Annotated in this window: 8 protein-coding genes; 2 read left to right on the top strand and 6 right to left on the bottom strand. The window is 68.8% G+C overall.

Annotation, left to right across the window (positions count from 1 at the left end; all coding sequences use genetic code 11):
• Position 1 precedes the first annotated feature (1 nt).
• The 6 genes from AC3WQA_RS01560 to AC3WQA_RS01535 all read right to left on the bottom strand — a co-directional run bounded on the left by AC3WQA_RS01560 (position 2) and on the right by AC3WQA_RS01535 (position 8,919).
• Complete coding sequence (locus tag AC3WQA_RS01560) at positions 2–2,656, bottom strand: M1 family metallopeptidase (RefSeq protein ID WP_492673361.1); 2,655 nt, start codon at positions 2,654–2,656, stop codon at positions 2–4.
• Positions 2,657–2,815: 159 nt separating this feature from the next.
• Positions 2,816–5,425, bottom strand: a complete 2,610-nt coding sequence (locus AC3WQA_RS01555) for a heavy metal translocating P-type ATPase (RefSeq protein WP_492673360.1) — start codon at positions 5,423–5,425, stop codon at positions 2,816–2,818.
• Positions 5,422–5,847, bottom strand: a complete 426-nt coding sequence (locus AC3WQA_RS01550; protein ID WP_492673359.1) for a heavy metal-responsive transcriptional regulator — start codon at positions 5,845–5,847, stop codon at positions 5,422–5,424. The genes AC3WQA_RS01555 and AC3WQA_RS01550 overlap by 4 nt, the downstream gene beginning before the upstream one ends.
• Positions 5,848–6,023: 176 nt before the next feature.
• Positions 6,024–7,007, bottom strand: coding sequence for a malate dehydrogenase (locus tag AC3WQA_RS01545; protein WP_492673358.1), 984 nt, complete (start codon positions 7,005–7,007; stop codon positions 6,024–6,026).
• A gap of 57 nt (positions 7,008–7,064) precedes the next feature.
• Positions 7,065–8,264 (bottom strand): aminotransferase class I/II-fold pyridoxal phosphate-dependent enzyme, encoded by a 1,200-nt coding sequence (locus tag AC3WQA_RS01540; RefSeq protein WP_492673357.1) that lies wholly within the window; start codon positions 8,262–8,264, stop codon positions 7,065–7,067.
• Between the two features lie 145 nt (positions 8,265–8,409).
• A complete protein-coding gene (locus AC3WQA_RS01535; RefSeq protein WP_492673356.1) occupies positions 8,410–8,919 on the bottom strand; it encodes a peptidylprolyl isomerase in 510 nt (169 codons plus the stop codon).
• A 186-nt stretch (positions 8,920–9,105) separates the two neighbouring features.
• Here AC3WQA_RS01535 and typA point away from each other — a divergent pair, with 186 nt between their 5' ends.
• The gene (gene typA, locus AC3WQA_RS01530; RefSeq protein ID WP_492673355.1) at positions 9,106–10,935 is read left to right on the top strand and encodes a translational GTPase TypA; all 1,830 of its coding nucleotides are present in this window, start codon (positions 9,106–9,108) and stop codon (positions 10,933–10,935) included.
• Positions 10,936–11,213: 278 nt separating this feature from the next.
• Positions 11,214–12,635: a phospholipase D-like domain-containing protein gene (locus AC3WQA_RS01525; RefSeq protein ID WP_492673354.1), complete on the top strand. Its 1,422-nt coding sequence runs from the start codon at positions 11,214–11,216 to the stop codon at positions 12,633–12,635.
• The last annotated feature ends 21 nt before the right edge of the window (positions 12,636–12,656 follow it).

The following is a 12,656-nucleotide window of genomic DNA, read 5'->3' as shown; positions in this document are numbered from 1 at the left end:
CTCAACCGCCGTTCTTGGCCAGCCACGCATCCACCGCCGGCAGGCGATCCTTGCGGATCATCGTGCGGTACTGAATGTTGGCGATCACGGCTTCGGCCGGGCGGCGCGCGGAGGGATCGATCGTGGCCTCGTAGGCCTTGATCTTGCCGATCATCGCCGGGTCGAACGACATGCCGCCCAGTGACGGGTAGTAGCGGCTGCTGGAGGTGGAGTCGACCAGCTTGTCCACCTGCGCGCGATGCGCCACGGCGAAGTCGTAGGCCATCTCCGGGTGCTGCCAGGACACGCCGCGTATCATGCCGGCGCTGTTGGTGGCGCCCGGCTCATTGGTGAGCGCGAGATCCAGCGCGCGCTGCGCCAGTGCCTTGTCGTCGGCGTAGGACAGCAAGCTGTACAGGCGATCCCTGATCATCGGCGACTGCTCCGCCTGGGCCTGGGCGTGCAGCTTGTCCCAGGTGGCCGCATCCGCATGCTCCGCGACGATGGCGAGGATGGTCTTGCGCAGCGCCGGCGGCACCGCCTTGGGGTCGGTGGCCTGCGCGTCGTAGCGGCGGCGCACTTCCTTCAGCATGTCCGCATCGCCCAGCGCGGACAGCGCGCCGATCAGCTGCGTGCGCAGCAGCGTGGTCGAGCTGCTCTCGTCCGACTTGGCGTCCCAGCCCACGCGCGCGAACACCGGCTTGAGCTGCGCCACGGCATAGGCGCGGAAGCGGCCCTGCCGCGCCTTGTCGCCGCGGTAGTACGCGTCCAGCCCTTCCAGGCTGCCCGCCACTTCCGCCCAGATTTCCGGCGCGGCGTCGGCCGGCGTGGCCTTGGCCATGTCGAGGAAATCCGACACCGGCTCGAGGCCGGCCATGCTTTCGGCCCAGGTGTCGCTCATCAGGCCGAGCTGGTCGATGGGCGCGAGCTGGTTGAAGTCCTGCTTCAGCGCGGCGAGCTGCGCCGGCGCGTACAGGGTGCGGTAGTAGCCGGTCTGCCCCGCGTTCACCAGCGCCGGGCCGCAGCCCTTCAGCTTCAGCGTGGCGGCGCCATCCACCAGCGTGCTGGACGCGGCGTTGCCCACCACCGCGGCGATCACCGGCACGTGCCAGCGCAGCGGCGGCTTGCCTGGGCGATCCTTGGTGAACTCGCCCTGGCTGAGCTTGAGGGTGGTCGCGCCGTTGCTGCACGTGGCGGAATCCACCTTGATCAGCGGCACGCCCGGCTGCAGGGTGAAATCGTGCGCCACCTGGGTGATCGGCTTGCCGTCGGCCACGCCGTCCATCGCGTGCCACAGGTCGTCGGACACGGCGTTGCCGTAGGCGTGGGCCTTGAGATAGTTGTGCACGCCCTGGCGCCAGGCCTCGGGGCCGACATAGGTTTCCAGCATGCGGATCACCGACTCGCCCTTGGAGTAGGTGATGGTGTCGAAGGCCTGGCTGGCCTGCTCCACCGTGGCGATCTTCTGCACAATGGGATGGGTGGAGGCGATCGCGTCGGCGGACATCGCACCCTCGCGCACGCGCACCGCGTCCAGCGCGGTATGCCACTCGGGATGGCGCTGTTCGGTTTCGCGCGCCTCCATCCACGAGGCGAAGCCCTCGTTGAGCCACAGGTTGTCCCACCAGTTCATGGTCACCAGGTCGCCGAACCACTGGTGCGCCATCTCGTGCGCCGCGACGCTGAACACCCGCATCTTGTCGCCCTGGGTGGAGATCGAGGGATCGAGCAGCATCGCGTAATCGAAGGTGAAGATCGCGCCCCAGTTCTCCATCGCCGAGAAGAACTGGCTGCTGCCCGGCGCGGCGATGTTGTCCAGCTTGGGCAGCGGGTACTTGATGCCGAAGTAGTCGTTGTAGTCGTGCAGCACCGCCTTGGCCGAATCCAGCGCGAAGGCCGCCTGCGCCGCCTTGCCCTTCTGCATGATGACGCCGATTTCGGTGCCGTCGCTCATGGTGGTGGCCCGGTCGAAATCGCCCAGGCCGAAAAACAGCAGATAGGTGGACATCTTCGGCGTGGTGCGGAAGGTGACCTTCTCCAGGCCGCCGCCCAGCGCCGTTTTCGTGCCCACCGGCATGTTGCTCACCGCCATCTCGCCGGTGGGCACGGTGACCGCGAGGTCGAAGCTGGCCTTGTAGTTAGGCTCGTCCCACGAGGGGATGAAGCGGCGCGCGTCGGAGTTCTCGAACTGGGTGAACAGCGCGCGCTTGGTGCCGGAGGTGCTGGGGTAGTCGATCGCGAACAGGCCGTTGGCCTGGGTGCCGATGGTGCCGACATAGTCCATCGTGAGCCGGTAGCTGCCGGGCGCGACGGGTCTGGCGAAGCTGAAGGTGGCGGTCTGCGCCTTCGCATCCACGGCGACCTTGGCGGGCATGGCCGCGCCCTTGCCCGCCACGGGCGCCAGCGTCACCGACGAGAACCTCATGCCCTCCGCATTGAGCGTGATGCGGGTGCTGGGCGCGAGCACCTCGACGTCCACCACCACGTGGCCGTCGAAGTTCAGCTTGTCCGCATGCGGCGTGATGCCGACGGCGTAATGCAGCGGCCGCACGTTGCGCGGCAACTGGGTGGGCGCGAGCGACGATGTGGTCGCGGCCGGTTGCACCGGCACGGCAAGCAGGCTGCCGGCGGACACGGCAAGCGCCAGGGTAATGGCGGAAACGAGGGACTTGCGCACGCAACTTCTCCTTGGGCGGCCGCCACGCCAAGCGTGGCGGCAAACCGGCATGATCGCGCCCGCCAAGGCCATCCGGTAGCGCCGGAAGTCATGGCCCGCCCCGCCCATCTGCGCCGATTGCGCCACGGCGGCCGGCCTCACCACCCCGACGCGGGCGCGCTACCCCGCCCGTCCGCGCAAGCGCAGCGCGTTGCTGACCACCGACACCGAACTCAGGCTCATCGCCAGCGCGGCGATCATCGGCGAGAGGGTGATGCCGAACCACGGGTACAGTACGCCGGCGGCCAGCGGCACGCCGACCGCGTTGTAGATGAAGGCGAAGAACAGGTTCTGGTGGATGTTGCGCACGGTGCCCTGCGACAGCTTGCGCGCGCGCACGATGGCGCCCAGCTCGCCCTTGACCAGGGTGACCTGCGCGCTTTCCATCGCCACGTCGGTGCCGCTGCCCATGGCGATGCCGATGTCCGCCGCGGCCAGCGCCGGCGCGTCGTTGATGCCGTCGCCGGCCATCGCCACGCGGTGGCCTTCGCTGCACAGCGCGCCCACCGCCGCGGCCTTGTCGGCCGGCGAGACGTCCGCGTGCACTTCGTCGATGCCCAGCGTGCGCGCCACCGCCTGCGCGGTGGTGGCGTTGTCGCCGGTGAGCATCACGATGCGCAGGCCAGCCGCATGCAGCGCGGCGATCGCGGCAGGGGTGCCCGGCTTGATCCGGTCGGCTACCGCCAGCAAGGCGGCGAGCGCGCCGTCGACGGCCAGGAACATCACCGTGGCGCCCTGCCCGCGCAACTGCTCGGCGCGGGCATGGGCGTCCGCGCCGATCGCAACGTCCGCTTCGGCCATCAGCTTCGCGTTGCCCAGCGCCACCGCGCTGCCATTCACGCTGGCACCGACGCCGCGGCCGGTGAGCGAGCGGAAATCCGTCGCCGCCAGCGTCGGCACGCCTTCGGCTTCCGCCGCGACAACGATCGCGCGCGCCAGCGGGTGCTCGCTTGGCCGCTCCAGCGCCGCAGCCAGCGCCAGCAACCGTTCGCGCGGCTGGCCGCCCAGGATCACCAGTTCGGTCAGCGCCGGCTTGCCCTCGGTCAGCGTGCCGGTCTTGTCCACCACCAAGGTGTCGATGTCGCGCAGCGTTTCGATCGCGCCGGCGTCCTTGAACAGCACGCCGTGCTGCGCGCCGCGGCCGCTGGCGACCATGATCGAGATCGGCGTGGCCAGGCCCAGCGCGCACGGACAGGCGATGATCAGCACCGACACCGCGGCGATCAGCGCGTGCGTCAGGCGTGGCTCCGGCCCCACCGTCGCCCACACGGCGAACGCTGCCACGGCCACCGCCACCACCGCCGGCACGAACCACGCCGCCACCTGGTCGGCCACACGCTGCAACGGCGCGCGGCTGCGTTGCGCGGCGGCCACCAGCGCCACGATCTGCGCCAGCATGGTCTCGCCGCCGACCTTCTGCGCACGCATGGTCAGGCCACCGTCCTGGTTCACCGTGGCGCCGGTCAGCGGGTCACCCGCTGCCTTGGCCACCGGCATCGGTTCGCCGGTGAGCATCGACTCGTCGACGTGGCTCTCGCCTTCCAGCACCACGCCATCGACCGGCACCTTCTCGCCGGGGCGCACGCGCAGCACGTCGCCGGCCTGCACCTCCTCCAGCGCCACGTCAGCCTCGCTGCCGTCGGCGGCGATCCGGCGTGCGGTCTTCGGCGCCAGTCCCAGCAGTGCCTTCAGCGCCGCACCGGTGCGGCGGCGCGCGCGCAGTTCCAGGAAATCGCCCAGCGTGACCAGGGTGACGATCACCGCTGCCGATTCGAAGTACACCGCGACCCGGCCGCCGGCGTCGCGGAAACCCTGCGGGAAGATGTCCGGCAGCAGGAACGCCACCGCGCTGTACAGCCATGCCACGCCGGTGCCCAGCGCGATTAGCGTGTACATGTTCGGACGCCAGGGTTTCAGCGAGCGCCAGCCGCGCACGAAGAACGGCGCGCCGCCCCACAGCACCACCACGCTGGCCAGCAGCGCCTCGGTCCAGGCCGCCACGCCGTCCCATGGTGCGGGCAGGTGCCAGCCGAACAGGTGCGGCCCCATCGCCACCAGCAAGGTCGGCACGGTCAACACCACCAGCCACCAGAAGCGCCGCGTCATCGACGCCAGCTCGCCGCCATCGTCTTCGTCCAGCGTCGGCATCAGCGGTTCCAGTGCCATGCCGCAGATCGGGCAATGGCCAGGGCCGACCTGGCGGATCTCGGGGTGCATCGGGCAGGTGTAGATGGTGCCGGCCGGCACCGGCGCTGCGGGCTGGCGTTCGCCGAGGTAGGCCGACGGGTCGGCCACGAACTTCTCGCGACAACGCGCGGAACAGAAGTGGTAGCTCTGTCCGCCATGGTCGGCGTGGTATTTCGCCGTTTGCGGATCCACCGTCATGCCGCACGCCGGGTCCTTCACCCCGTGCGCATGCGCGTGATCTTGGTGAGCGTGGTCGTGATGGGCATGATCGTGGTGGACGTGATCATGATTCGCGTGGTCATCCGCCGCCGGCTTGCCACCGCAGCAGCTTCCCGCGAGCTTCTGCCCGGCGGTCACGTACGTCGCCGGCGACGCGTCGAACTTCGCCTTGCAGCCCGCGCCGCAGAAATGAAACGTCTGCCCCTCGTGCGTGCTGACATGCTTCGCCGTCGCCGGGTCCACCGTCATGCCGCATACCGGGTCGATCGCCGCGCCGGCCATCGGCTTGTCGCCGCCCGCGCAGCAGGAATCCTGTCCGCTCATGCCTTCACCTCCTCGTCGCCCAAGGCGCGCAGGATCGGGCATTGCTCCGGTTTGCCATGCCCGGGGCACGATGCGATCAGCTGCGCCAGTCCGTCACGCACGCGCTGCAGTTCGGCGATGCGCTGCTCGATCGCCGCCAGCCGCCGCTGCGCGCGCTGTTTCACCGCCTTCACCCCATGCTGGCGATCGGCCGACAGGGCCAGCAGCTCGCGGATCTCTTCCAGCGTGAAGCCCAGCTCCTTGGCGCGGCGGATGAAGCGCAACTGCACCACCGCGCCCTCGCCGTAGCTGCGATACCCCGAGGCGCGCCGCAACGGTTCGGGCAACAGCCGTTCGCGCTCGTAATAGCGGATGGTGTCGATGGCCACGCCGGCGCGCTTGGCGACGGCACCGATGGTGAGGGAGCTGGCTTGGGCGTTCATGGCGCAAGTCTAGAGCCTTGATCCAACTCCAGAGTCAAGCCCCGGCTCGCGCCCTGCGGCAAAACGGCAGGCGGCAAAACGGCAGGCGGCAAAACGGCAGGCGGCAAAACGGCGACGGGCCAGCAAACGCCGGCCCGTCGGGGAAGCTGGATCGGGCGTCGGCACGCCCGCAAGCATCACTTGGCGAACAAGTGCTCCACGCCCGCGCGCTCCTCGCGCAGCTCCTTCTCAGTGGCCTCGATGCGCGAGCGCGAGAAGGCGTTGATCTCCAGCCCCTGCACGATGGCGTACTTGCCGTCCTTCACCGTCACCGGGTAGCCGAAGATCACGCCCGGCGCGACGCCGTAGGAGCCGTCGGACGGAATGCCCATCGACACCCAGTCGCCCTCGGCGGTGCCCTGCGCCCAGGTGCGCATGTGGTCGATCGCGGCCGAAGCGGCTGAGGCGGCAGAGGAAGCGCCACGCGCCTTGATGATCGCCGCGCCGCGCTGCTGCACGGTGGGGATGAAGTCACTCTCGTACCAGGCCTGGTCGACCAGCGACAGCGCGCTCTTGCCGGCCACGGTGGCGTGGTGGATGTCCGGATACTGGGTGGAGCTGTGGTTGCCCCAGATGGTCATGCGCTTGATATCGGTGTTGTGCTTGCCGGTCTTCTCGGCGAGCTGGCTCATGGCGCGGTTGTGGTCCAGGCGCACCATCGCGGTGAAGCACTTCGGGTCGAGGCTGGGCGCGTTCTGCTGGGCGATCAGCGCATTGGTGTTGGCCGGGTTGCCGACCACCAGCACCTTGACGTCGCGCTTGGCGTGGTCGTTCAGCGCCTTGCCCTGCGGGGCGAAGATCTTGCCGTTGGCTTCCAGCAGATCCTTGCGCTCCATGCCCGGGCCGCGCGGACGGGCGCCGACCAGCAGCGCGTAGTCCACGTCCTTGAAGGCCACGTTGACGTCGTCGGTGGCGACAATGCCGGCCAAGGTCGGGAAGGCGCAGTCGTTCAGCTCCATCACCACGCCCTGCAGCGCCGGCAGCGCCGGGGTGATTTCCAGGAGGTGCAGGATGACCGGCTGATCGGGGCCAAGCATGTCGCCAGCGGCGATGCGGAACAGCAGGGCGTAGCCGATCTGGCCGGCAGCGCCGGTAACGGCAACGCGAACGGGAGCTTTCATCGTGATTCTCCGGGGGTGGGGAGGCGGGATTCGGGATTCGGTTGAGGAGCCCGAGTTTCAGACGAGTTCGGCGAAGAACTCTTGGATACGTGCCAGCCCCGGCGCGAGCTGCGCCGCCGGGCAGGTGTAGGAAATGCGCATGCCGCGCGGCTCGCCGAAAGCCGAACCGGGCACGCAGGCGACGCCCTTGGCTTCCAGCAGCGCGGCGCAGAACTCCACGTCGTTGGCGATCATCGTGCCGCGATGGCTCTTGCCGAACGCCACCGAGATATCGGGGAAGGCATAGAACGCGCCCTGCGGGCATGGGCAGGTGACACCGGGAATCGCGTTCAGCGCCGTCACCACGGCGTCGCGACGCGCGGCGAACTCGATGCACTTCTGCCTCGGCACGTCCTGCGGGCCGGCGAGCGCGGCCACCGCGGCGGCGGTGACCACTTCCGGCAGGCTGGTGATGTGGTTGGAATTGAGCGTGGTGACCGCCTTGGCCACCGCTTCCGGCCCGGCCATGAAACCCACCCGCCAACCCGGCATGCCGTAGGTCTTGGAGATCGAGTCGACGAATACCAGGCGATCCTTCAGCGCCGGCTGCGCGTGCACGAAGTTGTGGTAGCCGATGCCGTCGAACACCATCGCGTTGTAGATGTCGTCGGTGACGATCCAGGTGTCCGGATGGCGCACCAGCACCTCGGCCAGCGCGGCGATTTCCTCGCGCGTGTAGACCATGCCGGTGGGGTTGGACGGGTTGTTGAAGAGGAACACGCGCGGCTTGCGCGCGAGCGCGGCATCGAGCTGCGGCGCCGTGAGCTTGTAGTGCTGCTCCGGTCCGCAATGCAGCACGTTGGCCTTGACGCCGGCGATGTCGGCGATGTCCCGGTAGGTGGTCCAGTACGGCGCGGCGAAGGCGATCTCGTCGCCCTCGTCCATCAGCGCCTCGACCAGGTTGTACAGCATCTGCTTGGCGCCGATGCCCACCGACAGGTTGGCGTGGCCGTAGCCGGCGAAGCCCAGCGCCTCGATGTGCCTGAGGAAGGCGTCGAGCAGCGCCTCGGCGCCGCGGTTGCTGCCGTACTGGCCGCTGTCGTGGCCCAGCGCCTCGCGCGCGGCGGCGTACACATGCTCGCCGGGCAGGAAATTGGGTACGCCGATGGAGAAGCTGATGATGTCGCGGCCGGCGGCCTTGAGCGCCTTCGCCTTGGCGGCAATGAGCATGATCGCGCTGGGCTTGGCGCGACCGACGCGCTGGGCGAGCTGGGGCATGGCGTTCTCGATGACGTGGAAAAGAAACGGCAAGGCCGGTGATTTTACCATGAGGCGGCGCGACGCCGGCAGCAGCAAGCCGCCATGAAAAAGCCGCCGCAAACATCACGGCGGCCCGGGAGCGTGGGCGTCACGCCGGCATGGATCAGCCGCGCTGGTCGAGCACGCCGTTCCATTCCTTCACGCGGTCGGCCTGGGCGGCGAGCAGCGCATCCACGTCGCCTTCGGCCGTGGCCTTCTCGATCACGTCGCCCTGGCGAATCTGATCCACCACGGCCTGATCCTCCGCGCCGACGACTTCGCCGAACACGCTGTGCTTGCCGTCCAGCCACGGCGTGGCGCCATGGGTGATGAAGAACTGGCTGCCATTGGTGCGCGGGCCGGCATTGGCCATCGACAGCACGCCGGGCTTGTCGTGGCGCAGCGAGGCGACGAACTCGTCCTCGAACTTGTAGCCCGGGCCACCGGTGCCGGTGCCCAGCGGGCAGCCGCCCTGAACCATGAAATCGGCGATCACGCGGTGGAAGGTGATTCCATCGTAATAGCCGCGACGCACCAGGTTGACGAAGCTCGCCACCGTTACCGGGGTCTGTTCGTCGTGCAGGCGCAGGCGGATCGGGCCGCGGTTGGTGGTGAAGGTGACTTGGATGGCCATGGGTAATCCTTGGATCGGGAGCTTGGGAATCGAAAGCCTGCAGCGCAGCGAAAAGCGCCGCGCGTCGGCCGACAAGGATAGCGCACCGCGTCCGAATCGAGCGCGCCGGGACAAGTATGCGTATAATCGGCCGATTCGCCTTCCAGAAACCTGCGCGACGATCCCCGCATCGCCCGAGCCACGCCTATGTCCATCGAAAATCTGCGCAACATCGCCATCGTCGCCCACGTCGACCACGGCAAGACCACCCTCGTCGATTGCCTGCTCAAGCAGTCCGGCACGCTCAATGAGCGCACCGTGCTGGCCGAGCGCGTGATGGACTCGAACGACCAGGAAAAAGAACGCGGCATCACCATCCTGGCCAAGAACACCGCGATCAAGTGGAACGGCAACCGCATCAACATCGTCGACACCCCCGGCCACGCCGACTTCGGCGGTGAGGTGGAGCGCGTGCTGTCGATGGTGGACACCGTGCTGATCCTGGTCGACGCGATGGACGGCCCGATGCCGCAGACCCGCTTCGTCACGCAGAAAGCCTTCGCCATGGGCTTCAAGCCGATCGTGGTGGTGAACAAGGTCGACCGCCCGGGCTCCCGTCCCGACTGGGTCGTGGAGCAGGTGTGGGATCTGTTCGACCGCCTCGGCGCCACGCCGGAGCAGATGGAATTCCCGATCGTCTACGCCTCGGCGCTGAACGGTTACGCCAGCCTTGATCCCGAGGTTCGCGAGGGCGACATGACGCCGCTGTACGAAGCGATCATGCAGCACGCCCCCAAGCCTGACGTCGATCCGGAAGGCGCCTTCCAGATGCGCATCAGCCAGCTCGACTACAACAACTTCGTCGGCGTCATCGGCATCGGCCGCATCCAGCGCGGCACGCTGAAGAAGAACATGCCGGTCGCGATCATCAACCGCGAAGGCAAGAAGCGCCAGGGCAAGGTGCTGCAAGTGCTGGGCTTCATGGGCCTGGAACGCATCGAGCAGGAGAGCGCCGAGGCCGGCGACATCGTGGCCATCTCCGGCATCGCGGAACTGACCATCTCCGACACCGTGTGCGCGCTGGACACGCCCGAGGCGCTGCCGGCGCTGACCGTGGACGAGCCGACCATCTCGATGACCTTCCAGGTCAACAGCTCGCCGTTCGCCGGCAACAAGGATCTCAGCGGCGGCAAGTTCCTCACCAGCCGCCAGCTCAAGGATCGCCTCGACCGCGAGCAGGTGCACAACGTGGCGCTGAAGGTCGAGCAACTGGAAGACGCCGACAAGTTCCTGGTCTCCGGCCGTGGCGAGCTGCACCTCTCGGTGCTGATCGAGAACATGCGCCGCGAGGGCTACGAGCTCGCCGTGTCGCGCCCCGAGGTCATCATCAAGGAGATCGACGGCCAGAAGATGGAGCCGATCGAACAGCTGGTGGTCGACGTGGAAGAAATCCACCAGGGCCCGGTGATGGAGCGCCTCGGCATGCGCAAGGGCCAGCTCAAGAACATGGAACCCGACGGCAAGGGCCGCGTGCGCCTGGAATACATGATCCCGGCGCGCGGCCTGATCGGCTTCCAGAACCAGTTCAAGACCCTCACCCAGGGCTCGGGCCTGCTGTTCCACGTGTTCGACCACTACGGTCCGAAGGAAGAAGGCCAGATCGCCAAGCGCCAGAACGGCGTGATGATCGCCAACGCCGGCGGCACCACCCCCGCCTACTCGCTGGGGCCGCTGCAGGAGCGCGGCAAGCTGTTCGCCGCCGAGGGCGACAACGTGTACGAGGGCCAGCTGGTCGGCATCCACGCCAAGGACAACGACCTCACCGTCAACGTCATCAAGCCCAAGCCGCTGACCAACATGCGCGCCTCCGGCAAGGACGACGCGATCCAGCTCACTCCGGCCACCAAGTTCTCGCTGGAGCAGGCGCTGGATTTCATCGACGACGACGAGCTGGTGGAAGTCACGCCGAAGGAAATCCGCCTGCGCAAGAAGCACCTCACCGAGAACGACCGCAAGAAGGCGTTGCGCGGCGGCTGAGCCAACTGCACCAGGCACCACACGAAACCGAAGGCCGCCGCGAGGCGGCCTTCGGCGTTGCGGCGCCCGCCCCACGCGTCCCTCGACCACGGCTCACGCAGCAAGCCGCGCCACCGCAGCATCTCCCGCGACCGGCTGCAGTGAGGAGCAAAGCGTGGCGATGGAAGGCAGTACCGGCGGACTGGCGACGCATCCAGCGTTCCGATGGCGACCGCCGGCGCGGCACCAGCCATCGCGACCGCCATCCATCAGATGGTCGCCCATGGCACACTCGCGGCATGCCCACCGCCCCGCACCTGTTCACGCCGGCCACCCGCCAACTGGCGGCACAGGCGCTGAGCCGCAGCGCGGGCGCCCCGCTGCTGGACGGCAATACGGTGGCGCTGTTGATCGATGCCGAGGCGCATTACACGGCGTGGCTGGAAGCCATCCGCGGCGCGCAGCACCACGTGCTGCTGGAGAACTACATCATCCGCAACGACGCGGTGGGCCGCGCCTTCCGCGACGCCCTAGCCGAGCGCGCCCGCGCCGGTGTATTCGTGGCCGTGGTGGCCGACTGGCTGGGCTGTCTGGGTGCCTCCACCCGCGCGTTCTGGCAACCGCTGCGCGCGGCCGGCGGCCAGGTGCGCATCTTCAACCCGCCGCAGCTCGGCCAGCCGTTCGGCTGGCTCAGCCGCGACCACCGCAAGCTGCTGGTGGTGGATGGCACGCAGGGCTTCCTCTCCGGCGTATGCATCAGCGCGAAGTGGCTGGGCGACACGCGGCGCGGCGTGCCGCCGTGGCGCGACACCGGCGTGGCGCTGCGCGGCCCGGTGGTGGCCGAGATGCAGGCTGCCTTCGCGCAAAGCTGGGCCGAAGGCGGCGGCGCCCTGCCCGGGCTGCCGGCCACTGCCACGCCGGCCGGCAGCATCGCACTGCGACTGATCGCCACCCAGCCCGCCAGCGCCGGCATCTACCGGCTGGATCAGATGATCGCCGCGCTGGCGCGCAAGACGCTGTGGCTCACCGATGCCTATTTCGTGGGCACCGCGCCCTACGTGCAGGCGCTGACCGCCGCCGCGAAGGACGGCGTGGACGTGCGCCTGCTGGTGCCCGGCAGCAGTGACGTCCCCATGGTGGCCGGCCTGTCACGCGCAGGCTACCGGCCGCTGCTGCAGGCCGGCATTCGCGTGTTCGAGTGGAACGGCTCGATGCTGCACGCCAAGACCGCGGTGGCCGATGGCCAGTGGGCGCGCGTGGGTTCCTCCAACTTGAACCTCGCCAGCTGGCTGAACAACCGCGAGATCGACGTGGCGATCGAGGACGCCGGCTTCGCCGCGCAGCTCGCCGCGCAGTACGAGCGCGATCTCGCCAACGCCACCGAGATCGTGCTTGCCCCGCGCAAGCGCCGCCGCGACAAACTCTGCAGTGCCAGCGCACGCCCGCCACGCAGCCACCACGATGGCGGCAGCTCCAGCCGCGCCGCCACCGGGGCCGTGCGACTGGCCAACCGCATGGGCGCCGCGCTGGTCGATCAGCGCGTGTTGGGCCGCGCCGATGCCGGCCCGCTGGCGCTGGGCGCGCTGGCGCTGCTGCTGCTCGCCATCGTGGCGTGGCGCTGGCCCGCCGTACTGGCCTGGCCGCTGGGCGCGCTGGGCGCATGGCTGGCGCTGAACCTCGCCATTCGCGCCTGGCAAGAGCGCCGGGCGCCACGGCCATGAACCGCTGATCGCAGCACACCG

Source organism: Rhodanobacter sp. FW106-PBR-R2A-2-24 (assembly GCF_058789615.1).
The sequence above is the reverse complement of the archived record's forward strand: the minus strand, read 5'-3'. Positions and strand labels throughout refer to the sequence as shown.

Bases quoted from the DNA above. Each gene is read 5' to 3' on its own strand.
- typA (WP_492673355.1), top strand. From the start codon at position 9,106: ATGTCCATCGAAAATCTGCGCAACATCGCCATCGTCGCCCACGTCGAC.
- AC3WQA_RS01525 (WP_492673354.1), top strand. From the start codon at position 11,214: ATGCCCACCGCCCCGCACCTGTTCACGCCGGCCACCCGCCAACTGGCG.
- AC3WQA_RS01540 (WP_492673357.1), bottom strand. From the start codon at position 8,264: ATGCCCCAGCTCGCCCAGCGCGTCGGTCGCGCCAAGCCCAGCGCGATC.
- AC3WQA_RS01545 (WP_492673358.1), bottom strand. From the start codon at position 7,007: ATGAAAGCTCCCGTTCGCGTTGCCGTTACCGGCGCTGCCGGCCAGATC.
- AC3WQA_RS01535 (WP_492673356.1), bottom strand. From the start codon at position 8,919: ATGGCCATCCAAGTCACCTTCACCACCAACCGCGGCCCGATCCGCCTG.
- AC3WQA_RS01555 (WP_492673360.1), bottom strand. From the start codon at position 5,425: ATGAGCGGACAGGATTCCTGCTGCGCGGGCGGCGACAAGCCGATGGCC.
- AC3WQA_RS01550 (WP_492673359.1), bottom strand. From the start codon at position 5,847: ATGAACGCCCAAGCCAGCTCCCTCACCATCGGTGCCGTCGCCAAGCGC.